The organism is Deltaproteobacteria bacterium (assembly GCA_016875225.1).
Classification (GTDB): domain Bacteria; phylum Myxococcota_A; class UBA9160; order SZUA-336; family SZUA-336; genus VGRW01.
The window spans coordinates 1-26950 of record VGRW01000048.1 but is presented as its reverse complement, the minus strand read 5'-3'; the positions used below and the strand labels follow the sequence as shown (position 1 = coordinate 26950).

Genomic DNA, 26950 nt, shown 5'->3' with positions numbered 1-26950 from the left:
GCCGGCGAACGGCCCGCCATCCCCTCGAAGGCCGCCGCTGGCCCTCGGCCGCCGAGCCACCACCGCCGACGCCCTCGCAGCGCACCGCGACCACCTACGGATCACCGTGGTGAGAAATGCGGGCTAGCGTTCCCGCGCCAGCGACGTGTACGGAACCGCGACCGCGATCTTGAGCTTCCCTCCCGGGAGCGGCGCCGAGACTCCGGCCATGCCGTTCACGACCGCGGTGCGCTCCGGGCTCCAGACGTTTCCCGCCCGCGCTCCGAGCGCGGCGAGCCCCTCGCCCGAACGCGCGGTCGCGATGCGCAGCACGTGCGCCTGGATTCGCCGCCGCTCGTCGGCGTCGAGCGGCCGGAAGCTGCCCGTGGTGCTCTCGCAGCTCGGGGCGAACCTGGCGAAGCGCGCTTCGGCGGCGACGCACTCGACGCGGTAGATCCGGCCGCCGTACGCGATCCAGGTGAACAGCGCCCCGACCTTCCCCTGCGACGAGGTCTGGCTGAGACGCGCCTGGTAGCCGCGGAGCGCGCCGATCGAGACCGCCCCGTGCCGGACGACCTCTGCTTCCTGCTTGGCGAGATCCCGCTGCGCCGCCGCTCGCGGATCGCTCCCCTCGCCCGCGAGCCCGAGCTGGATCAGCGCCGATCGATCCGGCGCGACCGCACCGACCGCGGTCGGCGAGTTCGCGGTCTGCCACTCGGCCGGGAAGCGGATGCGAAAATCGAGCTCCGGCTGTCGGAACAGCGCGCCGTCGAAGATCCCGCCCGCCGGATCCTCGTCGACCACGAGCCCGTCGAGCTTGGCGAGGAACGCGGCGCGGTCGCGCGCCACGGGCTTCGCCGGCGCTCGCGCGAGCGTGCGCGCGCGCGCCCACGCGCTCTCGACACGCTCCGGTGTCGCCGGATGCGTGTCGAGGAAGCTCGGCTGGCGCTTCTTCCCCAGCGCGAGCGTCGTCTCGCGCTCGAGCGTGGCGAGGAACTCGGCCATTCCCGACGGGTTCCAGCCTGCGCTCGCGGAGAGCGCCTGGCCGATCTCGTCCGCCTCGCGCTCCTGGTCGCGGCTGTGCGCGGCCAGATACCCCGCGCCTGCGATCTGGCCGAGCTCGCCGACGCTCTGCGCGGCCTCCGCGCCGCCGAGCGCCGCCGCCGCCAGCGTGCCGAGGATGGCCGCGACTCCGACCTTCTGCTGGCGCTCCTGCTGCCGCGCGTGGTGGCGCGCGGCGACGTGCCCGATCTCGTGCCCGATCACGTTGGCCAGCTCGTCCTCGGAGTTCGAGATCGCGAGCAGGCCGCGCGAGACGTAGATGTGCCCGCCGGGAAGCGCGAACGCGTTCGCCTCGGCCATGTCGACGACGTTGAAGTCGTAGCCGAGATCCTTGCGCGGCGAGAGCGCCGCGAGCCGCGCGCCGAGCGCACGCACGTACGCGACCAGCTCGGGATCGCGCACGAGCCCCATCTCGGTCTCGACCTGCCGTGCCGCGCTTCGCCCGAGCGCGATCTCGCGCTCCGTCGTGAGCGGCACGCACGCCAGCGCCAGACACGCCGTCGCGGCCGCGATCCGCACCCAGCTTCGCGCGATCGCGCTCACTTCGTTCCGGTCTTCCGCGAGAGGTACGCGACGAGCTGGTCGAGCGTCGAGAGCTTGCCGTAGTCGGCTTCCGGGATTTCGACCCCGGTGCGCTGGTGGACGGCGATCAGGAAGTTCAGGAAGTCCATCGAGTCCAGATCGAGCTGGTCGCGCAGTGCCACGCTGCCGCGCAGCGAGGCGGGGTCGGCTTCGGGCGCGATGCCGGACAGCGCGGCGAGCACGTGCGCGCGGAGCTCGTCGCGCGTCACAGCGACTCCGGCTCCTGCAGCAGCCGCGCGATCGCGGCGAGGAAGCGCCCGCCGCGATGGCCGTCGCTGGCGCGGTGATCGGCCGCCAGCGTGATCTCGACGACGGGCTTCACGCCGAGCAGGCCGTGCTCCGCGAACGGCTGGTCGGAGATCTTTCCGAAGCCCACCAGCGCGACCTGCGGCGGCAGGATCACGCCGTAGACGGTCTCGACGCCTTGATCGCCGAGGCTGGTGACGGTGATCGTCCCGCCCGCGACGTCGGAGCTGCGCAGCTTTCCCGCGCGCGCGCGCGCGACCAGCTCGCGAAACGCGGCGAAGAGATCCGTGACGCTCGTCCCCGGCACGTCGCGCAGCGCGGGCGCGAGGATCCCCCCCTGGCGCAGCGAGATGATCACACCGACGTTCACGCCTTCGCCCGGCACGAAGCCGCCGTCGCGCCAGAAGCCGTTCAGCTCGGGAACCTCGACGGCGGCTCGGCCGACTGCCGCAAGGAACAGCGCCACCGGCAGCACGCGCTCCGCGAGCGGCCGCGACGCGTTCTGCTCCGCGAGCCAGGCGAGCGCCCGGGACAGGTCCACCCGCGTCGCCAGGTAGTAGTGCGGGATCTCGCGGTTCGCGCGCTCCATCGCCGCGGCGATCGCGCTGCGCATGGTCGCGTGCTTGTCCCCGCGCGCGCCCGCGGGTCGGGCTTCGGGCGCGGGCGCGGGCCGAGCCGCGGCCCGCTCGACGTCCTCGCGCGTGATCGCTCCCTCGGGTCCACTGCCCGTGACCCGCGCCAGATCGACACCGAGATCCGCGGCGATGCGGCGCGCCAGCGGCGACGCGTGGACCCGCGACCCCGCGGGCGGTGCGACACGTGGCGGTGTCGGAGGCACGGGCGCGGGCGTCGGCACTGTGGCGGCGGGCCGCGCGGCGGGCGCGGTCGGCCGCTCAGGCTCGCCCGCGCCGGTCCGGATCCGCGCGATGGCGGTCCCGACCGGAACGGTCTCGCCCTCGTTCACCAGCACGGCGTCGAGCCAGCCGGCGCCGAAGCTCTCGACCTCGATCTCGGCCTTGTCGGTGTCGACGAGCACGACGATCTCGCCGCGCTCGATCCGATCGCCGGGCTGCTTGTACCAGCGCAGGATCGTGCCGCGATCCATGTCGGCGCCCAGCGACGGCATGATGAAGTCAGCCATTCGCGGCCAGGAGCTCGCGCACGGCCGCGACGATCGCGTCGGGCTGCGGCAGCGCCGCGTCCTCGAGGTGCTTGGGGTACGGGATCGGAACCTCGGCTGCGCAGACGCGGCGGATCGGCGCGTCGAGCTCGTAGAACGCACGCTCCGCGACGCGCGCGGCCACCTCGGCGGAGAGGCTGCCGCTTCGCCATCCCTCGTCGACGATCACCAGACGGTGCGTGCGCGAGATCGTCTCGAGGATCGCCGCCTCGTCGAGCGGACGCAGCACGCGCAGGTCGAGAACGTCCGCCTCGATGCCCTGCGCCGCGAGCGTCTCGGCCGCCGCGAGCGTCTTGTCGAGCGTGCCGCCGTAGCAGACCAGCGACACCGCACCGCCGCGCCGGCGCAGCCGGGCGCGCTCGATCTCGACCGCGCCCGAGTCGGGCGCGAGCTCGCCCTCGACCGGGTACAGCCGCGCGTGCTCGAAGATCAGCACCGGGTTCGGGTCGGCGAGGGCGCTGGCGAGCATTCCCCGCGCGTCCTCCAGCGTGCCGGGCGCAAGCACCTTGATGCCGGGAATGTGCGCGTACCAGCCTTCCAGGCTGTGCGAGTGCTGCGCGGCGAGCTGTCTTCCGGCGCCTGTCGCCATGCGGATCACCAGCGGCACGCAGAGCTGGCCCCCCGACATGTGCGAGAGCGTGGCCGCCGTGTTCAGGATCTGGTCGAGCGCGAGCAGCGAGAAGTTCACGGTCATGATCTCGACGATCGGCCGCATGCCGCCGAGCGCCGCGCCGATCCCCGCGCCAACGAACGCCGACTCCGAGAGCGGAGTGTCGCGGATCCGCTCGGGTCCGAACTCGTCCAGCAGGCCACGGCTCACCGCGTACGAGCCGCCGTAGCGCCCCACGTCCTCGCCCATCAGGAAGACGCGCGGATCGGCGAGCAGGGCCTCGCGCAGCCCCTCGCGGAACGCGTCGCGGAAGGAGATCTTGCGCGCGGGTCCACTCACCTCGCTCACGGCGCCTCCCGCTCGCAGTAGACGTGGCGCGCGAGATCCTCGACCGGCTCCCAGCTGCCGTTCTCGGCGAACTCGACCGCGCTCGCGACCTCTGCGTCGGCCGCCGCCTCGAACCCGGCGAGCTCCGCGTCGTCGAGCAGGCCCTCGGCGCGCAGCCGCGCGGCGAAGCCCGCGATCGGGTCGCGCTTCTTCCACTCCTCGACCTCGCTCTTGGGGCGGTAGAGCTGCGCGTCGAACATCGAGTGCGCGCGGAAGCGGTAGGTACGCGCTTCGAGGAAGAGCGGGCCGTCCTCTCTCACGGCGACAACCGCGCGGCGCGCGGTTTCCGCGACCGCGCGCACGTCCATTCCGTCCACCGACCAGGCCGGCAGCTCGTAGCTCGCGGCCTTCACGCAGAGGTTCGTCTCGGACTCGGAGCGCGCGAGCGCCGTGCCCATCGCGTACAGGTTGTTCTCGCACACGAACAGCACCGGAAGCTTCCACAGCGCCGCGAGGTTCAGCGATTCGTGGAACTCGCCCTCGGCGATCGCTCCCTCGCCGAAGAAGCAGACGGTGACGCGCGGCCGATTCTGCAGCTTGTCGGCCAGCGCCAGCCCGACGGCGAGCGGAAGCCCGCCCGCGACGATCGCGTTGCCGCCGTAGAAGCGCTTCGCCGTGTCGAAGATGTGCATCGATCCTCCGCGCCCGCCGCTGGCGCCCTCGCGCTTGCCGTACATCTCCGCCATCACCGCTCCCGCGGCGATGCCCCGCGCCAGCGCATGCCCGTGCTCGCGGTACGTGCCGACGATCGCATCGTCTGGCTCGAGAGCCGCCATCACGCCCACCGCCACCGCCTCCTGGCCGATGTACAGGTGCAGGAAGCCGCGGATCTTCTGCTGGCCGTAGAGCTCGGCGCACTTCTCCTCGAAGCGGCGGATCCGGATCATGCCGGCGAGAAGCTGCTGCTCGCGCGCGCGTTCGCCGCTCAAGCGCCCGATTCCAGCGTCGAAGTATCGCCTTCGGGGAGCCCCAGCTCGCGCGCGCGGAGCAGCCGGCGCATGATCTTTCCGCTTCGCGTCTTCGGGATCGCGTCGCGGATCTCGATCTCCTTCGGTGCGACCGCCGCGCCCAGACGCGAGCGCGCGAAGCCGTGGATCTCGCGCACGAGTGCGGGCGTCGCCTCGTGACAGCTCCGCAGCACGACGAACGCCTTCACGCTCTCGCCCGCGACCGGGTCGGGCCTTCCGATCACCGCCGCCTCGATCACCGCCGGGTGCTCCATGAGCGCGCTCTCCACCTCGAAGGGCCCGATCAGATGTCCCGCCGATTTGATCACGTCGTCGGCGCGCCCGACGAACCAGTAGTAGCCGTCCCGATCGCGGCGCACCAAGTCGCCGGACAGGTACCAGCCATCCGCGAAGCACTTCTGGTAGCGCTGCTCGTCGTGCAGGTAGCCGCGGAACATCGACGGCCAGCCGGCGCGAAGCGCGAGCTCGCCGGTGACCTCGGGCTCGGCGATCACGTCGACGCCGCCGTCGGGCCGACGCGCGACGATCGCGGCCTCGATTCCGGGCAGCGGTCGCCCCATCGAGCCGGGCCGGATCGCCTGCGAGGCGAAGTTCGCGATCATGATTCCGCCGGTCTCCGTCTGCCACCAGTTGTCGTGGATCGGCAGCCCCAGCGCCTGCTGGCCCCAGAGCACGGCTTCGGGATTCAGCGGCTCGCCGACGCTGGCGACGAAGCGGAGCCGCGACAGGTCGCGGCGCTTCGCCAGCTCGGAGCCGGCGCGCATCAGCATCCGCACCGCCGTCGGCGCGGTGTACCAGTTCGAGACGCGCTCGCGCTCGAGGATCTCGTACCAGCGCTCCGCATCGAACTCCGCCTCGTCGACCACGCAGGTCACGCCCAGCGAGAGCGGCGCGACGATCCCGTACGACGTGCCGGTGACCCAGCCCGGATCGGCGGTACACCAGAAGATGTCGTCCGGCTGCAGGTCGAGCGCGAGCCGCGCGGTCTCGCGGTGAGCGACGACCGCGGCATGGACGTGGACGGCGCCCTTCGGCGCGCCCGTGGTGCCGCTGGTGAAGTGGAGCAGCGCCGGATCGTCCGGGCTGGTGGGGGGGATTTCGAAGCTCGGGCTCGCGGCGGCGAGGCGCTCGCCGAGATCGTGCGTTCCGAGGCGAAGCGGAGCGGACGCGTCGCGGCCGACCAGAAGCGCGTGCGCGAGCTTCGGCAGCGCCGGACGCAGCGCTTCGACCTTTCGCGTGTAGAGCGGGTCGCTGGTGACCAGCACGCGGCCGTCGCCACGCTCGAGGCGGGTACGGATCGGCTCCGGTCCGAACGCGGAGAAGAGCGGACAGAAGACGCTGCCGTTCTTCAGAGTTCCGAGCGCCGCGATCCAGAGCTCCGGTACGCGCCCCGCGAGCGCGAAGACGCGCTCGCCCTTCCCCACGCCGAGCTCGCGCAGGAGGTTCGCGAAGCGGTTGGTCTGCTCGGCGAGCTCGCGGAAGCTGATCTCGCGAGTGACCCCGTCCCGAGAGAGGAACCGCAGCGCGACACGCGAGGCGAGCGGCCCGGCCGCGTGCCGATCCACGGCCTCGTGCGCGATGTTCAGGCCGCGCCCGCCCGGCAGCCCGGCGAGCGCGCGCCGCGACTCCTGCCAGGAAAAGCCCCTACAGGCCTGGTCGTAGTCGCGCAGGTTCGGCGGCAGGCGCCAGGCCCCCGCGGGCTTCTCGATCGCGGCGATCGGCATGATCTGCTCTCATGGAGCAACGGGCGTGCCCGGTCAAGGGATCGGCGCGGCTGCGAGCTGGGAGCGATCGGCACATCGCTGCGACAACGGGGCGCAGGGAACGGAGCTTGCTCGCTCGTCCGAGCGGAGGTGCGGCGATGAGCGGCGCGCAGGGGGAAGCGGCTGGGGCGGTGCTCGCGGCGCTCTGCGCCGCTCCGGGCGAGGCGGATCTTCCCGCGGTCGCCGCGCGCGTCGCGGCGGCGGTGGCGGGCGCCGAGCCGCTGCAGAGCGAGCGCGAGCGCATCGCCGACCTCTACCGCGGGCTGATCGAGTCGCGCCGCTTCCTGCCCAGCGTCCCGATTCTCGCCAACGCGGGCCGCTCCAACCTGCTCGCCGCCTGCTACGTGATCGAGCCCGAGGACTCGCTCGCGTCCATCTACGAGACGCTGGGCCTCGCCGCGCGAATCCAGCAGGGCGCGGGCGGAGCCGGCATCCACTTCTCGAAGCTGCGCCCGCGCGGAGCTCCGATCCGGCGCTCGGGCGGGGTGAGCCCCGGGCCGCTCGCGTTCATCGAGCTGTTCGCGCACTCCGCGCGGGTGAACGAGCGCGCGGGGCGAAGACCGGGTGCGCACCTGGCGGTGCTCGACGCCGAGCACCCCGACGCGGCCGAGCTGGTCCGCGCCGCGCGGACCGAGCGCGAGGCCATGGCGGGGATGGGGCTCGCGCTCGCCGCGAGCGACGCGTTCCTCGCCAGCGGGTCTCCACTCCTCGACGAGATCTGCGCGGCCATCGTCGACTCCGGTCAGCCGAGCTTGCTCTTCTCCGACGCGATCGAGGCTGCGAACCCGGAGCCCGAGCTCGGCCGGATCCGCGCGACGAATCCCTGCGGCGAGCAGCCGCTGCTCGCGGGCGAGAGCTGCGTGCTGGGCTCGCTCGACCTTCCGGCCTTCGCCGACGCGGGCGGCGCGCTCGACTGGGACTCTCTCGGTCGCGCCTGCGAGGTCGGGATCCGATTTCTCGACGACGTGCTCGAGATCGCGCGCTTCCCCGACCCCGCGATCGAGCGCGCGACGCTGCGCACGCGCAAGGTCGGACTGGGCTTCCTGGGGCTGGCCGATCTGGCGCTGCTCCGCGGCATCGACTTCGACGGCGCGGAGCTGCGCGAGCTCGCCGGCGAGATCGCGCGCTTCGTGTGCGAGCAGGCGCGATCGGCGAGCGCGAAGCTCGCGGAGGAGCGCGGTCCCTACCCCGCCTGGCGAGGGCGAGGCGCGCGCAGACGCAACGCCACCACGACGGCCATTGCGCCGACGGGCACGCTACGCCTGCTCACCGGATCGAGCGGGGGCATCGAGCCGCTGCTCGATCCGGTGCGGGCGATCGCGCTCGGGCCCGGAGAGATCCGCTTCGTCGATCGCTGGCTCGAGGACTGGCTCGGGCCGCGCACCCGAGACCGCGACGCCGTGCTCGCCGCGCTCGCGGCCGGGGTCCCGAGCTCGGAGCTCCCGAAGCTGGCCGAGCGCGATCGCAGACTGCTCCGCCGCGGAAGCGAGCTCGACGCGCGGGCGCAGATCGCCGTGCAGGCCGAGGTGCAGCGCTTCGTCGACGGCGCGGTCTCCAAGACCGTGCATCTCGCGTCCTCCGCGAGCGCCGCCGAGGTGCGCGAGCTCGTGCTCTTCGCGCGGGGGGCCGGCTGCAAAGGTGTGGCGCTCTTCCGCGGTGAACCCGGCTGCGCGCCGTGCGCGCTTCCAGAGCGGAGGTCGCCATGGCTCTGATGGACGACGCCTCGAAGCGCGCGCGGATGGTCGCGCGCCAGATCGAGGCGCGCGGCGTTCGCGACGCGCGCGTGCTCCAGGCGATGCGCGAAGTGCCCCGGCACGTCTTCGTACCGGCCGCGCTCGCGGAGTCCGCCTGCGACGACCGGGCGCTGCCGATCGCCGCGGGCCAGACGATCTCGCAGCCGTATGTGGTCGCGCTGATGCTCGAGGCGCTGGCGCTGCGACCGGCGGACCGCGTGCTCGAGGTGGGAACCGGCTCCGGCTATGCGGCGGCCCTGCTGTCGCGGCTCGCGGCCGAGGTCTACACCATCGAGAGACACGCCGAGCTCGGCGAGCTGGCGCGCGAGCGGCTCGCCGAGCTCGGCTGCGCGAACGTCCGGGTCCGGATCGCGGACGGGACGCTGGGCTGGCCGGAGGCGGCGCCGTTCGACGCGATCCTGGTCTCGGCGGGCGGGCCGCGCGTGCCGGCGTCGCTCGAGGCGCAGCTCGCGGTCGGCGGACGGCTGGTGATTCCGGTCGGCGCGGGACGCGGCAGCCAGCAGCTGCTGCGCGTGGTCCGCACCGCTGGGGATCGACTCGAGCGCGAGGATCTGGGCGACGTGCAGTTCGTGCCGCTCGTCGGCGCCGAGGGCTGGGACGAGACTCCGGCTTGAGTAGAGCGGATCAGCCCGGCTGGGTGACGAAGACCGGCTGAAGCGCGCGGCGCAGCACCCGCTCCGCCACGCTGCCCAGGAACATCCGCGTGATCCCGCTGCGGCCGCGGGTGCCCATCACGATCGCATCCGCTTCGAGCTCGGAGGCGGCATCGACGACCACAGCGTCGGCCGCGCCGTAGCGGATCTCGAGGTGGGCGCTTGCGACCGCACCGGAAGCGCGCAGCTTCTCGAACTCCGCGCGCGCCCACTCCTCGGCGCGCGGATCCTCGAGCGGTCGCTCGGGCGAGCCCGCCGACAGCACGGGCGCGATCGCGTGCACCAGCGCCAGCTCACCGCCCGGCTCGACGAGAATTCGCGCGAGCTCGAGAGCCGCCAGTGCCGGCGCTGAGAAGTCCATCGGCACGACCAGCTTGCGCAGCGCGCGCGGCGCCGGCGAGCCGGCGTGAACGCTGAGCACCGGACAGGCCGCGAGCCGCGCGGTCCGCTCCGCGACGCTGCCGAGCAGCACGTGCGAGAGCCCCGACCGGCCGCGCGTTCCGATCGCGACCAGGTCGGCCCTGGTCTCGGCGGCGCGCGCGCAGAGTCCGCTCGACGGATCCTCGTGCACGACCGTGCACTCGACGCGGATTCCCTCGCGCGACAGGCGCGCCGCGATCGCGTCGAGCTGGCTCTCAGCCTGCTCGCGGGCGTTGCGCAGGTAGTCCGGCGGCACTCCGAGCGAGTGCGGGCCGCTGGCGAGCGGAACCACGAACACCGACGTCACGAGCTCGAGCTCCGCGCCGAAGCGCTTCGCCAGAGCCGCAGCCCATTCGAGCGCGCGCTCGGCGTGCTCGGAGAAATCCGTCGCAACCAGGATTCGCTTCACGTGTGCTCTCCCGACGGCAGCATCGGCTGAAGAGAAGGCGGGGACGGGCGCGCTCAGGGTGGAGGGGAGAGGGGGTCGAGCGCGCCCGCCCCGCACCTCACTTGATCGAGATCTGTCGCGGCTTGACCTCTTCCTTCTTCGGGATCTCGAGGGTCAGAACCCCGTCCTTGAAGCTGGCCTTCATCTCGTCGACGACCGCGGCCGGCGGAAGCGTGAAGGAGCGGCTGAACGAGCCGTAGCTGCGCTCGATCCAGTGCGTCTTGTCCTTCTTCTCCTCGCGTTCGCTCTTCTTTTCGCCGCGGATCGTGAGCACGTTCTCGTGGATCTCGACGGTGACGTCGTCCTTCTTCACGCCCGGGAGCTCGACGGTCACCGAGTAGCCCTTCTCGTTCTCGGAGACGTCGACCGCGGGGGCGAGCCGCTCGGCGCGCTGTGCCGGCGCGCCCCATGCGCGGAACAAGCGTTCGGGCGTAAAGAACTCGTCACCGAATGGATTCCACAGGCTGATCTCTCGCCTCGGACCTTCCTTGGCCATCGCCAATCCTCCCTTTGGATTCTGGAAACGCTGGATCCACTAAGCCCGGTCTTCGCAAGAGCAAGCGCCGTGCCGGCACTCCGTCAAATCCCTCCGCTATGCTCGGGCCGATGGACGAGAAGGATCCCTATGCACTGCTCGGTGTGGCGCGCACCGCGAGCGACGACGAGATCCGCAAGGCGTACCGGAAGCTCGCCCGGAAATACCATCCGGACGTGAACCCGAACGATCGGAAGGCCGAGGAGCGCTTCAAGGAGATCTCGCTCGCCTACGAGGTGCTCGCCGACAAGGAGAAGCGCGCGCGCTACGACGAATTCGGCGCGCAGAGCTTCGCGCAGGGCTTCGATCCCGATCAGGCGCGGGAGTACGCGCGCTGGTCGCGCGGCGCGAGCCAGAGCCCGTTCCACACTCGCTCCGCCAGCGACGTCGACATCGACATCGAGGACCTGCTCGGCGGCCTGTTCGGGGGCGCACGCAGGCCGCGCGGGCCGGCCAAAGGGGCGGACGCCGAGGGGGAGATCGCGATCGACTTCCTCGACGCCGTGCGCGGCGGCGAGGTGCGCGTGCAGGTGGCCGGGCGCGGGGCGCTGCGCGTGAAGATCCCGCCGGGCGCCGACACCGGCACGCGGATCCGGCTCGCCGGTCAGGGCGACGAGGGCGTGCTCGGCGGGTCGCGCGGGGATCTGTTCCTGACGCTGCGGGTCCGCCCGCACCCTTTCTTCAGCAGGAACGGCAGCGATCTGTCGCTCGATCTTCCGGTGACGCTGCCAGAGCTCGTGCTCGGCGCCTCGATCGAGGTGCCGACGCCCGACGGGACGGTGACGATGAGGATCCCCGCCGGCTCGGCGAACGGCCGCAGCTTGCGACTGCGCGGAAAGGGGGTGGCGAAGCTCGGCGCCGCCGGCGAGCGCGGCGACCTGTACGTGCGGCTCGTGGCCGAGCTTCCAGACCCGGCGGATCCGCGGCTCGAGGCGATCATGAAGGAGCTCGAGCCGCTCTACGAGGGGCGCGACGTGCGCGCCCGGCTGAAGAAGGGCGCGCCGTGAAGTACTACACCCGCAGTGAGATCGTCGATATGCTCGAGATCGACGATCTGTTTCTGATCTCGCTGGAGCGCGAGGACATCGTGCTCCCCGACGCGCCGCCCGAGTCCGAAGGCGAGTACTCCGAGCGCATGCTCGAGCGCGTCCGTGTCGCGCAGAACCTGGTCCGCGATCTCGAGGTGAACCTCCCCGGTGTCGCGGTGATCGTCCGGCTTCGCGAGGAGATGGTGGGACTGCGCCACCACATGGAGAGCCTGCTGGTGAAGCTCGGCCAAAAGCGCGGAGCCAGCTAGCCGATATACCTTCGGGGGTGAGGACGCCCCGAGGTGGCCGAATGTCGCAGAGCCTGGCTGAACGCCTCGTGACCGAAGGCCTCGCGAAACGCGAGGACGTGGATCTGGCGCTGGAGAACGCCCCACGAGGCGGCCGCAGCCTCGCAGAGATGCTGGTCGAGATGGGCGCAGGCGACGAGATCGCGATCTTCCGCGAGGCCGCGGCCGAGCGCGGGGTGAAGCTCGAGCGGGCGGAGGATCTCTTCGATCGCGTGGACGTGGCGCTCTCGCGCTCGCTGCCGCGCGTGTACCAGAACCGCCGCCGCTTGGTGCCGATCTGCCGCGAGCACGACGCGCTGCTGGTCGTCTCGTGCGATTCGCAGGCACAGGTTCTCGAGCTGGCCAACGCCCTCGACGCGACGCGCGTCGAGCTGCGCCTGGTCACACCGACCGACTTCCGCCGCCTGCAGTGGGCGATCGACCTGGGCCAGCTTCCCTCGGCGAACGGGCGGATGCGCCCGCGCGCGCGGGAGCGATCTGCTCTCGCACGACGTGCGGATGCAGCCGGAGCACCTGGGGCTGCTCGATTCGCTCTTCGTCGACGCGGTCGGCGAGCGCGCGAGCGACCTGCACCTGGAGCGATACGGGGCACGAGTTCGCGTGCGCCTGCGCGTGGACGGCGATCTGCACGACGTGTCCCATTACCGGCTTCACACCGATCAGTTCTCGGGAATCGTGAACGCGCTGAAGGTTCGCGCCGGCTTGGACATCGCCGAATCGCGTGCGCCGCAGGGCGGGCGCTGCTCGTTTCGGATCGGCGGGCGCATCTTCGACCTGCGCGTCCAGACGCAGCCTTCGCTGCATGGCGAGCACGTCGTCGTGCGCTTCCTGCCGCAGGATCGGGAGCTCTACTCGGTCGAGTCGCTCGGCTTCTCGGCGGAGCTCACCGCGCGCTTCGTGCGGACGATCCGAAGCCCGTCCGGCCTCGTTCTGGTCGCGGGCAAAACCGGAAGCGGCAAGTCCACCACGCTTTACGCCGGGCTTCAGCAGCTGGCGAGGCGGAGCACGCGCAAGGTGATCAGCGTCGAGGATCCGATCGAATACGCGATCGAGGACGTTCAGCAGACCCAGGTGAATCCGGCGGTCGGCTTCGACTTCGCGCAGGCGATGCGTTTCTTCGTCCGCCAGGATCCAGACGTGATCCTGGTCGGCGAGATCCGCGACCCCGAGACGGCGCTCGAGGCCCTGCGCGCGTCGCAGACCGGGCATCTCGTGCTCTCCACCATCCACGCGAACGATGCGATCGACGCCGTGCAGCGGCTCTTCGACCTGGGCCAGCATCCGAACTCGATCGCCGCCGAGCTTCTCGCGGTTTTCTCGCAGCGGCTCGCGAAACGGATCTGTGTCGCTTGCCGGGAGCCGGCCGATCCCGATCCCGCGATCCTGCACGAGATCTATCCGCTCGGCGTGCCGGCGGGATTCCGGTGCTACCGCGGGCGCGGCTGCGAACGCTGCCGGGAGCCGGCCGATCCCGATCCCGCGATCCTGCACGAGATCTATCCGCTCGGCGTGCCGGCGGGATTCCGGTGCTACCGCGGGCGCGGCTGCGAACGCTGCCGTGAGCGAGGCAGCTACGGCCGGATCGCGCTCGGCGAGTACATGCCCAGCTCGCGCGAGCTGCGGCTCGCGATCGCCCACCACGCGGCGCTCGACGAGCTCCGCGAGACCGCTCGTGCGACGGGTCTCTCTCCGTTGCGCGAAAACGCGCTCGCGGCCGTGCAGGCCGGCACGATCGCGCTCGAGGAGCTTCCCTTGCTCCTCTCGCAGGAGCTGCTGGCCGGCTGATTCCGGCGCTGCTTGACTTATCGCCCTGCCGCTACAGAGTGGCTGGAGCAATGAGCGCTCTGGATGACCAGCGGGTGCGACTCGCCTTCTTGGAGATCGGCAGCGAGGATGCTCGCAACCTCGAGAGCCTCAAGCCCGTGCTCGAGAAGCACGCGGACAGCGTCGTGGCCGCGTTCTATCGCCACCTGCTCTCTTTCGAGGAGACGCACCGGCTGCTCGCAGACCCGGACGTCAAGAGCCGGCTGCTCGTGGCGCAGCGCGAGTACCTGCTCTCGCTCGCAGACGCGCCGATCGACGCGGCGTATTTCGCCGGCCGAAGGGCCATCGGCGTCACGCACATGCGCGTCGGCCTCGAGCCGCGCTGGTACCTCGGCGCATACGCGCTGTACCAGCGCCTGCTCGTTCCGCTGATCTGGGAGCACCATCGCGGCAATCCGCCGCTGATCGAGCGGATCGTGATCTCGCTCCACAAACGGCTCATGCTCGACGCGCAGCTCGCGATGGAGTCCTACATCGAGCACCGCGAGGGGCGCCTCGCCTTCCTCAACGCCGAGCTCACGACCGCCTCGCGCGAGCTCGGGCGCCGCTACGATCGAGAGCACGAGCGGCTTCGCGAGGTGTCGGAGCGCGCGCGCGCGGCCGAGGAGCTGGCGTCGGTCGCGACCATCGTGGCCGGTCTCGCGCACGAGATCGGCACGCCGATGGGCGTGATCCAGGGCCATGCGGAGCTGCTCGAGTCGTCGGTGAGCGACGAGCGGGGACTCCATCGGCTGCGCACGATCCGGGAGCAGATCGAGCGCATCTCCGAGATCATGCAGACCCTGCTCAACATGGCGCGGCCCCACGAGAGGGAGCACGTCGACGTCGAGCTGACCGGAATCGTGCGCGGAACCCTGGCCTTCCTCTCCGAGAAGCTCCGCGTGCACAAGATCACGACCTCCCTCGACCTGCCGCAGCGCGCGACCCTGCGCGGCAATCACGACAAGCTCCAGCAGCTGCTCATCAACCTGGTGATGAACTCCGTCGACGCGATGCCAGACGGCGGAAGACTCGGCATCTCGATCGCGCACCCGGACGCGGACCGGATCGAGATCCGCGTGAGCGACAGCGGACACGGGATGCCGCCGGAGGTCGCCAGCCGTGTCTTCGAGCCGTTCTTCACCACCAAGCCTGCGGGGCGAGGCAGCGGGCTGGGGCTGATCGTCGCCAAGGGAATCGTCTCCGACCACGGCGGCACGATCTCGGTCGCGAGCGCCCCGGGCCGGGGCACGGAGTTCACGATCGTGTTTCCGAGCGGGACCGATCAGTCCGACGCGTCTTCGAAGTCGGGGGCGTAGGCGGCGCGAAGCAGATCGCTCTCGGTGACCAGGCCGACCAGCTCGTCGCCCTCGGGCCCGGGCCGGACCACCGGCAGGAATCCGATCTTCAGGCGAAGCATGCGACGCGCGGCATCGCCGAGCGTCGTGGTCTCGGTGGCCGTGTAGGGCTCGCGGTGCATCACCTCGGCGACGCTGATGCCGCGCAGATGATCCATCCGCTCGCCGGCATCACGTTCCTCGAGCCGCGCGATCGACGCGTGCAGGATGTCGCGGTGCGAGAGCACCCCCACCAGCCGCCCGGCCTCGACGACCGGCAGGTGCCGGATCCGCGCGAGCCGCATGATCCGATCCGCGTCGAGCAGGCTCTCGCCCGGCTTGGCGCTGACGAAGTGCCGCCTGACCAGCCTGTTCACCGTGTCCTCGGCTCGCCCCAATCGCTTTCGTCGCGCCACCAGAATCGCCCCGCTTCACGTCCCTGCTGATCCGGCCGGGCGCGTGCATTGCGCGTGCCGGTCACGAGAGGGCCGGGTTTGGAGCACCTGAGCCGGCCGGAACTGTGACTTCACGCGACATTTGAGGCGTCGTGCCTCATAATGACCCCGCAGATGTCGCAGAGCGGTCGCCTGGTGTGGCATGGCCTCTGCTACTTGGAGTCGGCATGAGAGAACCTCGAACGGTCCTGGTCGTCGATGACGAGCCCGCGATGCGCGAGATGCTGGTCTCTCTTCTCGAGGAGGAGGGCATCCGCGCGCGCCCGGCGGGAAATGCGGCCGAAGCGCTGGATTGCACGCGCGAGAGCGACTTCGACGCGGTGATCTCCGACATCCGCATGCCGGGCACGGACGGAATCACGCTGCTCGGCGAGGTGCGCCAGGCGCGCCCCGACACGCCGGTGATCCTGATGACGGCCTTCGGCAGCATCGACTCCGCGGTCGACGCGATGCGCAGCGGGGCCTTCGACTACATCACCAAGCCCTTCAAGCGCGGCGAGGTGCTGGCGTCGCTGGAGCGCGCGTTCGAGCGACGGGCGCTGGAGCAGGAGAATCGGCGCCTGCGGCGCGCGCTCGACAAGACCACCTCGTTCGGCGACCTGATCGGCGCAAGCCCCGCCATGCACGAGATCTTCGCTCTGATCCGGAAGATCTCGAGCAGCCGGTCCAACGCGCTGATCTCCGGCGAGAGCGGAACCGGCAAGGAGGTGGTCGCCCGGACCATCCACTTCACCGGGGCGCGAGCGCAGGCGCCGTTCGTTCCGATCAACTGCACGGCGATGCCCGAGGGCCTGCTCGAGAGCGAGCTCTTCGGGCACGTGCGCGGCGCGTTCACCGGCGCGCACTCGACCAAGCGCGGCCTGTTCGAGGAGGCCCACACCGGCACGATCTTCCTCGACGAGATCGGGGACATGAGCCCCGCCCTGCAGAGCAAGCTGCTGCGGGTGCTCCAGGACCAGGAGATCCGGCCGGTCGGCGGCAACAAGGCGGTCCGGGTCGACGTGCGCGTGATCGCGGCGACGAACAAGGACCTGAAGAAGGAGATCGGCGAGGGCCGTTTCCGCCAGGACCTCTTCTACCGGCTGAACGTGATCGCCATCCACATCCCGCCGCTCCGCGAGCGCTCCGAGGACATTCCCCCGCTGGCGCTGGCGTTTCTCGAGCGCCACGCCCCGGACCGCAAGATCTCGCTCTCCCACGGCGCGCTCGAGATCCTCAAGCACCAGCCCTGGGAGGGCAACGCGCGCGAGCTCGAGAACGCGCTCGAGCGCGCGCTGCTCCTGGCCTCGGGCGACGAGATCCAGATCTCCGACCTGCCGAGCTTCGCGGACTCGGCCCGGCGAGACCCGGAGCCGGACCATCCCGAGCGCAAGCTGCTCGCCTCGGCGCTCGAAAAGCAGATGTCGCTGCGAGAGCTCTCCGACCTGTACACGCAGCGGATCCTCGATCTCGTCCACGGAAACAAGGTCCGGGCGGCTCGCATATTGGGGATCAACCGGCGTACCCTGTACCGGCGCGGCGAAATCCGACAGCGTGAGGCGGTCCGCAACGCCGCAACGGAGACAATTTGATGCAGATCGCGACGATCCTCGTCCCCACGGACTTCTCGGAGCACGCGCAGAAGGCGATCGAGACCGCCGAGATCCTGGCCAAGCCGCTCTGCGCGTCGATCCACCTGCTGCACGTCCTGCATCTGCCGGTGCAGGCGGTCACGCCAGAAATGGCCGTGGTGCCGGTCGGCTTCTGGCAGGATCTTCGGGCGCACGCGGAGCGAAAGCTCGACGAGTCGCGCAAGGCGATCGAGAGCCACGGCGTGCGCTGCGCGACCGAGGTGATCGAGGACATTCCCGGGTTCGCGATCGCGGCCGCGGCCAAGCGCACGAACGCGGACCTGATCGTGATGGGCAGCCGGGGCCTGACGGGAATCAAGCACGCGATCCTCGGCTCGGTCGCGGAGCGGACAGTGCGCAGCGCGCCCTGCCCGGTTCTGACCGTGAAACAGGACGGCGGCGGAGCCCTGCGGCTGCGGACGATCCTGGTGCCGATGGACTTCTCGCCCTCTTCGCACCGCGCGCTCGACATCGCCAAGGAGCTCGCGAAGTCGGCGGGGCCCGCGCACCTGATCCTGGTGCACGCCTACTACGTGCCGATCGAGCTGGAGCAGTTCCTGATCCAGCAGGGCGATCCGGTGCTCGAGCGTCTGTCGGAGAGCGTGACGAAGGATCTGGAGAAGATCCTCACGGGACTGCAGGACGCCGGGATCTCTTCCGAGTACCTGGCCAGCCGCGGCGCGCCCGAGCGGCTGATCGTCGACCTCGCGAAGCAGAAGCACGCAGACCTGATCGTGATGGGCACCCACGGCCGGCGCGGACTCACGCACCTGCTGCTCGGCAGCGTCGCCGAGCGGGTCGTGCGCACGGCGGACTGCCCGGTGATGACCGTGCAGGAGAAGCGCGGCTAGCTCAGCCGAACTTGCCGCGGATGTAGTCCTCGGTCGCGCGCACCCGCGGCTTCACGAAGAGTTCGCCCGTCTCGCCGAACTCGATCACGCGGCCCAGGTACATGAACGCGGTGTAGTCGGATACGCGCGCGGCCTGCTGCATGTTGTGCGTGACGATCACGATCGTGTAGCGGTCCGCGAGTCCGCGCATCAGCTCCTCGATCTTCTGCGTGGCGATCGGGTCGAGCGCGGAGCACGGCTCGTCGAGCAGGATCACCTCGGGCTCGACCGCGATCGCGCGCGCGATGCAGAGCCGCTGCTGTTGCCCGCCGGAGAGGCCGAGTGCGCTCTCGCGCAGCCGGTCCTTCACCTCGTCCCAGAGGCCCGCGCCGATCAGGCTGCGCTCGACGATCTCGTCCAGCTCGACGCGCTGCGAGAGCCCGTGGATCCGGCAGCCGTAAGCGACGTTCTCGTAGATCGACTTCGGAAACGGGTTCGACTTCTGGAACACCATGCCGATGCGCCGGCGAAGCGCGAAGACGTCCACCTCGGGCTCGAAGATGCTGCGTTCGTGGAAGAGCAGCTCTCCCGCGACCCGAACCCCGTCGACGAGATCGTGCATGCGGTTGATGCAGCGCAGCAGCGTCGACTTCCCGCAGCCCGACGGGCCGATCAGGGCCGTGATCTTGTGCTCGGGGAAATCGAGGCTCACGTCGGCGAGCGCCCGGGACGCGCCGTACCAGAGCGAAAGCCCGCGCACGCGGACGACCGCCTTCTCGAACTCCGGGAGCCGCGAGAGCTCGGGATTCAGCGTCGGCGCCGTCGTCAAATCGCACTCCCGGCGTACTTCCGCCGCAGGTGATTGCGCACCAGGATCGCGGTGAGATTGGTCGAGAGGACCACCAGGATCAAGAGCAGCGCGGTCGCGAAGACCAGGGGCCTGACCGCCTCGATGTTCGGGCTCTGGAAGCCCACGTCGTAGATGTGGAAGCCCAGGTGCATGAACTTCCGCTCCAGGTGCAGGAACGGGAACTCGAGATCGAGCGGAAGGCTCGGCGCGAGCTTCACCATTCCCACGATCATCAGCGGCGCGACCTCACCCGCCGCGCGGGCCATCGCCAGGATCAGTCCCGTGAGCACGCCGGGAAGCGCCGCCGGAAGCACGACGCGCCAGAGCGTCTCGAACTTCGTCGCGCCCAGCGCGAGCGACCCCTCGCGAACCACGCGCGGAACCGCGGCGAGGCCCTCTTCGGTCGCGACCACGACCACGGGAACCGTGAGCAGCGCGAGCGTCAGGCTCGCCCAGAGGATGCCGCCGGTGCCAAACGTCGGCGTCGGCAGCCGGTCCGAGAAGAACAGAGCGTCGAGCGAGCCGCCGACCACGTAGACGAAGAAGCCGAGACCGAAGACGCCAAAGACGATCGAAGGCACGCCCGCGAGGCTGTTCACCGCGATCCGCACGCAGCGCACGACCAGACCCTGCTGCGCGTACTCGCGCAGGTACAGGGCGGTCAGCACGCCGAACGGAGCGACGGCCAGACTCGTGAGCAGGACCATCAGCACGGTGCCGAAGATCGCCGGGAAGATGCCGCCCTCCGTGTTCGACTCGCGCGGCTCGCCGGCCAGGAATTCCCAGAGGCGGGACGCGTAGAGCGCGAGCTTTCCGCCCGCGCCCAACTCGTTCGCGCGCAGCGCGCGCACGACGTGCGCGAGCGGGATCGCCGCTTCGCGGCCGTCGGCGGTGCGCATGACCAGCTGATCGGCCAGGAGCGCGGCCTCGCGCGTAGTCAGCACGCTCGCGGCGTCCTCGTAGTGGGCCTGCAGTCCCGCGACGTCGCGTCCCTCGCGGCGCAGCCGCTCGATCTCGCGATTCAGGCCGCGGATCTCCTCGCGGAGCGCGTCGACGCTCTCGGCACGCTCGTCGCGCTTTGCGCGCAACAGACCCGGGAGCTCGGCCCAGACCGCCTCCGCACCCTCCACCCGCACGCGATCGGAGCTGCGGATCGCGACCGGAGTGCCGTAGAACCGGCCCCACGACTCGCGCTCCAGCACGCCCGCGTCGCGCGGCAAGGTCTCGCTCTCGATCTCGGCGACGTCGACCCAGCGGAAGTCCGCGCCGCGGAGGTCGCGATTGCCCACCGCGACGCGAACGCGCTCGCGCGGCTCGCCGCGAGCGTCGAGGTCGAGCTCGCGATCGACGATCTCGCCGAGCAGGGTCGATCCGTCGCGCAGCCGAAGCTCCGCGAGGTCGGCCTGCCAGAAGTGTCCCAGCCCGTTCGCCGCGACGAGAAATACCAGGCCGCCGACGAGGAGCAGATTCAGCGCCAGCGCGCCCGCCGTGAGCGCGATCATGGCGTCCCCGCCCGCACCTCTTCGGAGTCGGAACGCCATGCTCTAGCTTCCCGAGTACCGACGCCGCAGGCTCTCGCGAACGAGATCTGCGACGGTGTTGAGAGCGAACGTGACCACGAAGAGCAGCAGCGCCGAGAGGAAGAGCACGCGGTAGAGCGTGGCGCCGTGCGGGGCCTCCGGAATCTCCACCGCGATGTTCGCGGAGAGCGAGCGGAAGCCGTCGAACGGGCTGAACCCCAGCAGCGGCGTGTTCCCGGTCGCCATCAGCACGATCATGGTCTCGCCCACCGCGCGCCCGAAGCCGATCATCACCGCGGCGAAGAGCCCCGGACTCGCAGCCGGCAGCACGACACGCGCCAGTGTCTGCCAGCGGGTAGCGCCGAGCGCGAGCGAGGCCGCAGAGAGCGATCTGGGCACGTTCGAGAGCGACTCCTCGGAGATCGCGAAGATGATCGGGATCACGGCGAACGCCATCGCGATTCCCGCGACGACGGCATTGCGCTGGTCGTAGGCGAGGCCCGTGGTCCGGACCAGCCAGCTTGCGAAATCGCCGCCGAATGCGAACGCCTCGACGCTTCCCGAGAGCGAGATCGCGCCGGCCGCGCCGAGCGCGAGCGCCGCGGCCGCGAGCGCCACCTCGGCTCCGAGCGGCAGCCGCGAGCGCAGCCGGGCGGGAAGCGCGCGGAACACCGCGCCCGCGGCCAGCGCCAGGAGCGGCGCGGCCGCGATCCACACCAGCAGGCCCGGCAGCAGGCGCTCCAGCCGGGGCGCCAGCCAGAGCCCGGCCAGGAATCCCAGCACGACACTCGGAAGTGACGCCATGATCTCGACCGTCGGCTTGACCCAGCGCTGCAGGCGCGGGTCCATCAGCTGCGAGGTGTACAGAGCGCCCAGGATCCCGAGCGGGATCGCGAAGAACAGCGCGTAGAAGGCGCCCTTCAGCGTGCCGATCGCGAGCGGGGTGAGCGAGAGCTTCGACTCGAACTCCTCGGAGCCTCCGGTCGACTGCCAGACCCAGGCCGGCTCGGGGTAGTCCTCGTACCAGATCGGTGCCGCCAGGGCGGCCAGCGACGCCTCGGGGTGGGGATTGCGCACCGCGAAGGCGCTCACGCCCGAGGGGCTCGCGAGGTAGAGCGCGTCCCCACGCGGAGCGAGCGCCGCGGCGCGCACGTCGCCGTCGGGGGCGGATCCGCGCCAGAGCGTGCGCTCGGACGTGGTGTGGTAGAGCCCGATCTCGCCGTCCTCGCCGAGCGCCGCGAAGCTGCGCTTGCGCCACGAGGGGGCGATCGCGCGAATCGCCGCGCCCTGTGACTCGAGCACGTGCGCGCGCACCAGCTCGGAGTGCGCGCGACCGGTCCTCACGCGGAACCAGATCGAGAGGCTGCCGTCCGCGTGTCCGACGACGACGCTCCGCCCACCGACGAGCAATGACAGCGCAGAGATCGGCGATCCCGTTTCGCTGACGAGCGGGTGGCGGATCCCCTCCTCGGTGAGCTCCCACCAGTAGAGCGTTCCGCGCGCGTCGGCCCCGTACACCTGGCGCTGGTCCGAGTCGATCGCGAGCCGCGTGACACCCTCCGGTGACGGAATCCGCGAGAGCGAGGACCGCTCGTCGCGCTCGCCGGAGAATTCGTTCACGCGGATCGAGCGGCGAACGACCACGAGCGTGCCGTCGGAGAGGACGGCGGCAGCCGCGGCACCGGTCGCGCGCGCGCGCGCGGAGAAAGCCAGAACGCGGGCCCCACCGGGCTCGAGCGCGAGCTCCACCGGCTCGCCGAGTTCGGCGCGGACTGCGCGCGCACCACCCTCGCCGTACGTCACCCGCCAATCGACCGGCACCACGATCGCGCGCCCGTCGACCGTGAGCGCGGTGAAGGTCGACTCGCCCGGGGCGTCTCCGACGGCCACGATCTCGCCTTCGATCGGCGCCTGCAGCGTGGTCTCCTGCGATCCGGTCGCAGCGTCGAGAACCGCCACGAGGCCGTCGCGCGAGACGCTGGCGAGGCGCTCGAGCGACGGATCGACCAGCAACACCGCGGGCTCGACCGGAAGCCCTGCGAGCAGGCGCGGCTCGGAGAGCTTCGCACCGCGCAGGAGCGGCGCGACCTCGAGCAGCAGGAAGCCGAGGATTCCGACCAGCGACAGCACGACCGCGAGCCCCGCGGCGCGCACCAGCGCGCCGGCCGCGCGGTCGCGAAGCAACCGGCCCCGAGACGTCGAGACGGGGAACGCCGACGGAAGTGGGGGGGCGTCGGCATTCGGCTCGGGTCGCGAGGCCGGCTGCATCGCTAGCGCAGCTTCGCGAGCTCTTGCTCTACGACGCCGGCCTTGAGCGGCAGATAGCCGTCCTTGAGCACGATCTGCTGACCCTCGCGCGAGAGCACGAAGCACAGGAACTGCTCGGTGAGGGGGTCGAGCGGCTTGCCGGGCGCGCGATTCACGTACACGTACAGGAAGCGCGCGAGCGGATACTTGCCCGCGTACACCTCTTCCGGGTCGGTGCTGGCGAACCCGCTCTTCGCGTCGCGCGCGAGCGCGAGCGCCTTCACGCCCGATGTCTGGTAGCCGAGCCCGCTGTAGCCGATGCCGAGCTTGTCCTCGGTCACGCCCTGCACCACGGACGCGGAGCCGGGCTGCTCCTTCACCGTGTCGCGGAAGTCGCCGCCGCAGAGGGCGGTCTCCTTGAAGTAGCCGTAGGTGCCCGAGGCCGAGTTGCGGCCGTAGAGCCGGATCGGCTGCGAAGCGAGCGCGCCCGTGACGCCGAGCGATCCCCAAGTGTCGAGCGCGCCGGCCTCGCCGCAGCGGCGCGATTTCGAGAAGATCGCGTCGACCTGCGGCAGCGTGAGCTTCTCGAGCGGGTTGTCCTTCGAGACGTAGACGGCCAGGGCGTCCACCGCGACGCGGATCTGCGTCGGGGGGTAGCCGAACTTCTTCTCGAAGGCGTCGACCTCGTCCGCCTTCATGGCCCGGCTCATCGGGCCGATCTGCGCGGTGGCCTCGATCAGCGCCGGCGGCGCGGTCGACGACCCCTTGCCCTCGACCTGCACGCGCACACTCGGATAGGAGGCGTGGAAGGCCTCCGCCCAGAAAGTCATCAGGTTGTTCAGCGTGTCCGACCCGATCGAGTTCAGGTTCCCCGCCACGCCGCTGGTGCGGGCGTAGGGCTGGATGGCCGGGTCCACGCTGGCCTCGGAGGCCGGCGCCTGGAGCGGCGCCCCGAACAGGCCCGCGGCCGTAAACGCGATCGTCAGCGCCATTCGCTTCATCGTGGTTCTCTCGTCTGTGGTTTCTGGCGGCGAAGATGAGGGGGGTGGGTGTCGCGGCCGGGTCGCCCGCTTGACGTTTCGGTGACGAATCCTTTCCCGGAATCGCTACACCGCCGTAACGAGTTCGACACGCTGGCCGGCGCCGGTCGGGCTATGCTCCGAGCCGTGACCGGAAGAGCGAGCAAGTCGGAGTCGACCATCGACGCCCTGCGCGAGCAGATTCTGCGCATGGGGGCTCTGGCGGAGGCGATCCTGGCCAAGGCCCTGCGCTGCGTGGTCGAGCGCGACCGCGCGATCGGCGAGGCGGTCCAGCGCGACGACCTCGCGATCGACCAGCTCGACGTCGCGATCGACGACGCCATCCTCCGCGCGCTCGCGCTGCAGGCGCCGGTGGCGGAGGATCTTCGCCAGGTGATCGCGATCAAGACCATGGCGACGGACCTGGAGCGGATCGGGGACCTGTCGCGGAACATCGCCAAGAGCGGGATGCGGCTCGCCGAGCGGCCCGAGACGCAGCTCCCCAGCCGGCTCGAGCCGCTCCGGAACGCGGCCACCCGCCTGCTCCGCACGGCGCTCGACAGCTTCCAGACGCTCGACGCCGAGGCCGCGCGCGGGGTGATCGCCGGCGACGACCGCGTCGACGAGCTGCAGGACGCCCTGGTGCGCCAGCTGATCGAGGGGATGGAGGGCGACCCGTCCAGCGCCTCGCAGGCCGTGGACGTGATCTTCATCGCCGAGAGCCTGGAGCGGGTCGGCGATCACGCCACGAACATCGCCGAGGACGTGATCCTCGCGGTCGAGGCGCGGAACGTGAAGCACGCCGAGAAGCTCGCCCGCCGCGCGCAAGGGAGCGGGACGTGAGCGCGCGGATCCTCGCGGTCGACGACGAGCCGGATCTGCTCGAGCTCGTCCGCCTGGGACTCAGCCAGGCGGGCTACGTCGTCGAGACCGCACGCACCGGAACCGAGGCGCTGGCCGCGCTGCGGCGCGCGCCCCCCGACCTGGTCGTGCTCGACGTGATGCTGCCCGACCTGTCCGGCACCGAGCTCTGCGCGCGCATCCGCGCCGACCAGCGGCTGGCCGCGGTGCCGATCATCATGCTCACCGCGAAGTCCGAAGAGATCGACCGGGTCGTCGGACTCGAGGTCGGCGCGGACGACTACGTGACCAAGCCGTTCAGTCCGCGCGAGCTCGCGCTCCGCGTGCGCGCGGTCCTGCGCCGGCGCGCGCCGTCGGACGAGCGCCTGCGCGTGCTCGAGCACTCAGTGCTTCGCGTCGACCCCGAGGCGCACCGCGCAAGCGTCGGCGGCGACGAGATCGTGCTCACCGCCAAGGAGTTCCAGCTTCTGCTCGCGCTGATGACCCGGCCGGGGCGAGTGATGACTCGCGAGCGGCTCCTCGACGAGGTCTGGGGCTCCGACATCACCGTCACCTCGCGCACGATCGACACGCACCTGAAGCGGCTGCGCGAGAAGCTCGGCGCGGCGGGCGCGCTGGTCGAGACCGTGCGCGGCGTCGGCTATCGCTTCGCCGAGTAGAGTCGGCCGAGGGCTGCGCTTGGCCATGCCCAGGATCCAGCGAAGACTGATGCTCGCGCTGGCCGGGCTGGCCGTTTCGGTCTGGGCGGTCTCCGGCCTCTGGGTCGAGACCGCGACGAGACAGAGAGAGCACCTCCTGATCGAGTCGTCGCTGGTCGCGAGCGCGCGAACCGTTGCCGAGCTGGTGCGCGAGCTTCCCTTCGAGCCGACGCGCAGGTCCGAGCTGTCCGAGCTCGCGGCCCGGGCTGCGCGTGCCGCCGGCGTGCGGGTCACGTTGATCGCTCCGGACGGGACGGTGGTGGCCGACTCGCAGGTGACGCTCGAAGACCTCGACGCCGTCGAGAGTCACGCGCGCCGCCCCGAGGTCGCCGCCGCGCTCGCGGGCAGAATCGGGACCGACACCCGCCGCAGCGACACCGTCGGCCAGCCGTTCCTCTACCTCGCGATCCCGCGCGCGGCTCCCGCCGGTCCCGGCGTGGTGAGGGTCGCCGCCGATCTCTCGTCGGTCGACTCGGCCGTCGCCGGGCTGCGCTGGGCGCTCGTCACCGGGGGCGTGCTCTCACTCGCCGGCGCGCTCTTGCTCTCGTACTTCTTCTCGCGCGCGCTGCTCCGGCCCGTCTGGGCGTTTCGAGGCACCCTCGCGCGCCTCTCCGCGGGCGAGCTCGGCGCGCGGGTGCGCTGGAGCTCGAACGACGAGCTCGGCGAGCTCGCGCGCTCGCTCGATCGGATGGCGGAGGACCTCGAGCGGAGCCAGGCCGAGATCGTCGCCGAGCGCGACCGACTCGCCATGGTCCTGCGGGTGATGGTCGAGGGCGTGCTGGTCGTCGACGCGGAGGAGCGGATCGTGCTGGCGAACCCGCGCCTTCGCGAGCTTCTCGGGATCCGCGGCGAGATCGAGGGGCTGCGGCCGATGGCCGCTCTGCGCAACGCCGAGGTCGACGACGCGATGCGCGCCGCGCTCGCCGCCGACCAGCCGATCCAGCGCGAGATCGCCCTCGCCGTCCCGGAGCCGCGCGTGCTCGCGGTGCACGCCGCGAGCTTCAATCTGGGCGACGCGCGGCGCGCCGTCGCGGTCTTCCACGACATGACCGAGGTGCGAAGGCTCGAGAACGTCCGCCGCGACTTCGTCGCCAACGCCTCGCACGAGATCAAGACTCCGCTCACGGCGATCCGCGGCTTCGCCGAGATGGTGCTCGCGAGCGACCTGTCCGCGCAGGACTCGCGCAGCTATCTCGAGATCATCCTGCGCCACAGCGAACGCCTCTCGCGGCTGGTCGAGGACCTGCTCGAGCTCTCGCGGCTGGAGAGCGGCAAGGTCACGCTCGAGCCCGAGGAGCTCGACGTGGCGGAGCTGGCGGCGAAGCTCTGCCGGGAGCTCGAGCCGCGGCTTCGCGAGCGCGGAATGTCGGTGCGAATTCACGCCGAGGGCGCGCCGCGCGCGCTGGCCGACGCGCGCGCCGTCTACCAGATCCTGCAGAACCTGCTCGACAACGCGCTCAAGTACTCCGATCCCGACCGCAACATCGACGTGCGCATCCGCGCGCAGGGGGTGTTTGTGCGCGTGGACGTCGTGGACCAGGGATTCGGCATCTCCGAGGTCGATCGCGCGCGGATCTTCGAGCGCTTCTACCGCGTGGACCGAGCGCGCTCGCGCGAGCAGGGGGGCACGGGCCTGGGGCTTTCGATCGTGAAGCACCTGGTGCACGCCTCGGGCGGCGAGCTCTCGCTCGAGAGCACGCCCGGCGTCGGGTCGACCTTCAGTTTCACGCTGCCGGCGAACTTCACGCGCTCGTAACACGTCCGCCCTGATTTCGATCGGGCCGCCATCTAGCCCCC

24 protein-coding genes and 1 pseudogene are annotated in these 26950 nt (G+C 71.1%); 12 read left to right on the top strand and 13 right to left on the bottom strand.

Going from position 1 to position 26950, the window contains the following annotated elements; genetic code table 11:
• Positions 1 to 123: 123 nt before the first annotated feature.
• From FJ108_12220 to acsA, 6 genes are read right to left on the bottom strand one after another with little or no spacing between them, the layout of a single operon-like run.
• Positions 124 to 1584: a hypothetical protein gene (locus FJ108_12220; protein MBM4336660.1), complete on the bottom strand. Its 1461-nt coding sequence runs from the start codon at positions 1582 to 1584 to the stop codon at positions 124 to 126.
• Positions 1581 to 1832 carry an acyl carrier protein gene (locus FJ108_12215; protein ID MBM4336659.1) on the bottom strand — a complete coding sequence of 84 codons (252 nt, stop codon included), beginning with the start codon at positions 1830 to 1832 and terminating at the stop codon, positions 1581 to 1583. Before FJ108_12215 ends, FJ108_12220 begins: the two co-directional genes overlap by 4 nt.
• Positions 1829 to 3010: a 2-oxo acid dehydrogenase subunit E2 gene (locus FJ108_12210; protein ID MBM4336658.1), complete on the bottom strand. Its 1182-nt coding sequence runs from the start codon at positions 3008 to 3010 to the stop codon at positions 1829 to 1831. Before FJ108_12210 ends, FJ108_12215 begins: the two co-directional genes overlap by 4 nt.
• Positions 3003 to 4007: an alpha-ketoacid dehydrogenase subunit beta gene (locus FJ108_12205; protein ID MBM4336657.1), complete on the bottom strand. Its 1005-nt coding sequence runs from the start codon at positions 4005 to 4007 to the stop codon at positions 3003 to 3005. The genes FJ108_12210 and FJ108_12205 overlap by 8 nt, the downstream gene beginning before the upstream one ends.
• Entirely contained in the window at positions 4004 to 5176 is a 1173-nt protein-coding gene (gene pdhA, locus FJ108_12200) for a pyruvate dehydrogenase (acetyl-transferring) E1 component subunit alpha (GenBank protein ID MBM4336656.1), read from the bottom strand. The genes FJ108_12205 and pdhA overlap by 4 nt, the downstream gene beginning before the upstream one ends.
• Positions 4972 to 6738 (bottom strand): acetate--CoA ligase, encoded by a 1767-nt coding sequence (gene acsA / locus FJ108_12195; GenBank protein ID MBM4336655.1) that lies wholly within the window; start codon positions 6736 to 6738, stop codon positions 4972 to 4974. Before acsA ends, pdhA begins: the two co-directional genes overlap by 205 nt.
• Positions 6739 to 6749: 11 nt before the next feature.
• On the opposite strand from acsA, the gene FJ108_12190 reads away from it, so the two are divergent.
• Positions 6750 to 8489 (top strand): ribonucleoside-diphosphate reductase, adenosylcobalamin-dependent, encoded by a 1740-nt coding sequence (locus FJ108_12190; protein ID MBM4336654.1) that lies wholly within the window; start codon positions 6750 to 6752, stop codon positions 8487 to 8489.
• Positions 8486 to 9145, top strand: coding sequence for a protein-L-isoaspartate(D-aspartate) O-methyltransferase (locus FJ108_12185; protein MBM4336653.1), 660 nt, complete (start codon positions 8486 to 8488; stop codon positions 9143 to 9145). Before FJ108_12190 ends, FJ108_12185 begins: the two co-directional genes overlap by 4 nt.
• A 10-nt stretch (positions 9146 to 9155) precedes the next feature.
• Here FJ108_12185 and FJ108_12180 read toward each other — a convergent pair whose 3' ends face one another.
• Positions 9156 to 10109 (bottom strand): universal stress protein, encoded by a 954-nt coding sequence (locus FJ108_12180; GenBank protein MBM4336652.1) that lies wholly within the window; start codon positions 10107 to 10109, stop codon positions 9156 to 9158.
• A gap of 1 nt (position 10110) precedes the next feature.
• Positions 10111 to 10548, bottom strand: a complete 438-nt coding sequence (locus tag FJ108_12175; GenBank protein MBM4336651.1) for an Hsp20/alpha crystallin family protein — start codon at positions 10546 to 10548, stop codon at positions 10111 to 10113.
• 110 nt (positions 10549 to 10658) lie between these two features.
• Between FJ108_12175 and FJ108_12170 the strand changes: the two genes are divergently transcribed.
• From FJ108_12170 to FJ108_12150, 5 genes and pseudogenes are all read left to right on the top strand, one after another.
• Positions 10659 to 11594: a J domain-containing protein gene (locus tag FJ108_12170; GenBank protein MBM4336650.1), complete on the top strand. Its 936-nt coding sequence runs from the start codon at positions 10659 to 10661 to the stop codon at positions 11592 to 11594.
• Entirely contained in the window at positions 11591 to 11884 is a 294-nt protein-coding gene (locus FJ108_12165; GenBank protein MBM4336649.1) for a hypothetical protein, read from the top strand. The genes FJ108_12170 and FJ108_12165 overlap by 4 nt, the downstream gene beginning before the upstream one ends.
• A gap of 41 nt (positions 11885 to 11925) precedes the next feature.
• Positions 11926 to 12330: pseudogene (locus tag FJ108_12160) on the top strand (hypothetical protein).
• A gap of 85 nt (positions 12331 to 12415) precedes the next feature.
• Positions 12416 to 13708: a type II/IV secretion system protein gene (locus tag FJ108_12155; GenBank protein MBM4336648.1), complete on the top strand. Its 1293-nt coding sequence runs from the start codon at positions 12416 to 12418 to the stop codon at positions 13706 to 13708.
• Between the two features lie 50 nt (positions 13709 to 13758).
• On the top strand, positions 13759 to 15045 hold the full coding sequence (locus FJ108_12150; protein ID MBM4336647.1) for a hypothetical protein: 1287 nt from the start codon (positions 13759 to 13761) through the stop codon (positions 15043 to 15045).
• Here FJ108_12150 and FJ108_12145 read toward each other — a convergent pair.
• Positions 15012 to 15440 (bottom strand): CBS domain-containing protein, encoded by a 429-nt coding sequence (locus FJ108_12145; protein ID MBM4336646.1) that lies wholly within the window; start codon positions 15438 to 15440, stop codon positions 15012 to 15014. The genes FJ108_12150 and FJ108_12145 overlap by 34 nt on opposite strands.
• Positions 15441 to 15685: 245 nt before the next feature.
• Between FJ108_12145 and FJ108_12140 the strand changes: the two genes are divergently transcribed.
• Together FJ108_12140 and FJ108_12135 are read left to right on the top strand one after the other, a co-directional pair.
• Positions 15686 to 17089, top strand: coding sequence for a sigma-54-dependent Fis family transcriptional regulator (locus tag FJ108_12140; GenBank protein MBM4336645.1), 1404 nt, complete (start codon positions 15686 to 15688; stop codon positions 17087 to 17089).
• Positions 17089 to 17979, top strand: coding sequence for a universal stress protein (locus FJ108_12135; GenBank protein MBM4336644.1), 891 nt, complete (start codon positions 17089 to 17091; stop codon positions 17977 to 17979). Before FJ108_12140 ends, FJ108_12135 begins: the two co-directional genes overlap by 1 nt.
• Position 17980: 1 nt before the next feature.
• Here the strand turns inward: FJ108_12135 and pstB are convergent, their stop codons facing one another.
• Genes pstB through FJ108_12115 form a run of 4 tightly spaced genes read right to left on the bottom strand, consistent with a single transcriptional unit; the run spans position 17981 to position 23576 of the window.
• Positions 17981 to 18787, bottom strand: a complete 807-nt coding sequence (gene pstB, locus FJ108_12130) for a phosphate ABC transporter ATP-binding protein (GenBank protein MBM4336643.1) — start codon at positions 18785 to 18787, stop codon at positions 17981 to 17983.
• Complete coding sequence (pstA, locus tag FJ108_12125; GenBank protein ID MBM4336642.1) at positions 18784 to 20349, bottom strand: phosphate ABC transporter permease PstA; 1566 nt, start codon at positions 20347 to 20349, stop codon at positions 18784 to 18786. Before pstA ends, pstB begins: the two co-directional genes overlap by 4 nt.
• A gap of 3 nt (positions 20350 to 20352) precedes the next feature.
• A complete protein-coding gene (locus tag FJ108_12120; GenBank protein ID MBM4336641.1) occupies positions 20353 to 22596 on the bottom strand; it encodes an ABC transporter permease subunit in 2244 nt (747 codons plus the stop codon).
• 2 nt (positions 22597 to 22598) lie between these two features.
• On the bottom strand, positions 22599 to 23576 hold the full coding sequence (locus FJ108_12115) for a phosphate ABC transporter substrate-binding protein (protein MBM4336640.1): 978 nt from the start codon (positions 23574 to 23576) through the stop codon (positions 22599 to 22601).
• Positions 23577 to 23729: 153 nt separating this feature from the next.
• On the opposite strand from FJ108_12115, the gene phoU reads away from it, so the two are divergent.
• Genes phoU through FJ108_12100 form a run of 3 tightly spaced genes read left to right on the top strand, consistent with a single transcriptional unit; the run spans position 23730 to position 26909 of the window.
• Positions 23730 to 24437 carry a phosphate signaling complex protein PhoU gene (gene phoU / locus FJ108_12110; GenBank protein MBM4336639.1) on the top strand — a complete coding sequence of 236 codons (708 nt, stop codon included), beginning with the start codon at positions 23730 to 23732 and terminating at the stop codon, positions 24435 to 24437.
• Entirely contained in the window at positions 24434 to 25114 is a 681-nt protein-coding gene (locus tag FJ108_12105) for a response regulator (GenBank protein MBM4336638.1), read from the top strand. Before phoU ends, FJ108_12105 begins: the two co-directional genes overlap by 4 nt.
• 19 nt (positions 25115 to 25133) lie before the next feature.
• On the top strand, positions 25134 to 26909 hold the full coding sequence (locus FJ108_12100; protein MBM4336637.1) for a HAMP domain-containing protein: 1776 nt from the start codon (positions 25134 to 25136) through the stop codon (positions 26907 to 26909).
• The last annotated feature ends 41 nt before the right edge of the window (positions 26910 to 26950 follow it).